At 64.1% G+C, this 1011-nt stretch carries 2 protein-coding genes; both read left to right on the top strand.

Going from position 1 to position 1011, the window contains the following annotated elements:
* The coding region (locus tag FJ980_RS34405; protein WP_140547760.1) for a hypothetical protein at nucleotides 1–281 on the top strand (281 nt) is incomplete at its 5' end.
* 201 nt (nucleotides 282–482) lie between these two features.
* Nucleotides 483–1011 (top strand): hypothetical protein (locus FJ980_RS34410; protein ID WP_140547761.1); only part of this gene is annotated, 529 nt, incomplete at its 3' end.

Here is a 1011-nt window from a genome sequence, read left to right on the forward strand (position 1 = left end):
ATGCGGCGCTCGAAGCCGCGATATCGGATGTCGACATGGCCGAAATGGCGATCACCAGCGATCTCGTCATCGCCCATGGCGAGGCGCAACAAGGCGCCTTCACGCTCGAAGACGTGAAGGGCATCGCCGTGGTGATCGAAAAGGCCGAGGACCGCGGCCTGGTCAAATGCGCGCGCTCGTGGCGTTACACCGCCGATGTCGGGCAGGATCCTGCCTTTCCCGATGTCTCGGCGCGCGACGCCGCCGTGCTGCATGAGCTTAACGCGCTCGGCCGGCTTTGAAGGCCAGGCATATCGGTGCACAAATGCCACGCCGGTCGGTGCAAATCCGTCCGCGCGTTGCCCTTAACGAGTGGTTGAGGTAAACACGCGAAACTCCGGAAGACAAATTGTCGCCGGATTTTCGTCGCAGTGCTTGGACACGGGGACCGGACCTTGGGGCCGGCGGCGATCGAGAGGCTGTCTAGAGTGGGACTTTTTGGCATGACCGAGAGATTTAACGCGCGCCTCGCGCTGTTGGCGCCGCTTGTCGCATCGGGGCTCGCTCTGTCCGGATGTGTCGGTTCTCCGACCTACGGCACCGACAAGACCGCCGGCGAACAATTGGCCGGCGATCTCACGGGCGCTTGTTCGTTCGCGCCGAAGCGCAAGGAACACATCGATTACAAGCCGCGTCCGACCCTGGTGAAGCCGGCGCCTGGTCAGAAGGAAGCGCTGCCGGCGCCACAGGATAGCATCGAGAGCGCAAGCGCCGAATGGCCAGAATCCCCCGAGCAGCGCCGTGCCCGCCTGCGCGCCGACGCCACCGCACACCAGGATGATCCGTCCTACCAGTCGCAGATCGTCGACGACGTGCAGACGGATCCCGCCTCGGTGAAGAAGGCGATGGAGGAATCCGGATCGAGTCACCCGCCGCGTTGGACGCCTGCCGATTCCGACAAGGGCCGCGCCGCCGATATCCAGCGCCGCCTTGCCGAAAGCAAGCAGGGCGATCCGAATACCCGCAAATATC

It is taken from the genome of Mesorhizobium sp. B1-1-5 (assembly GCF_006443065.1).
Classification (GTDB): Bacteria; Pseudomonadota; Alphaproteobacteria; order Rhizobiales; family Rhizobiaceae; genus Mesorhizobium.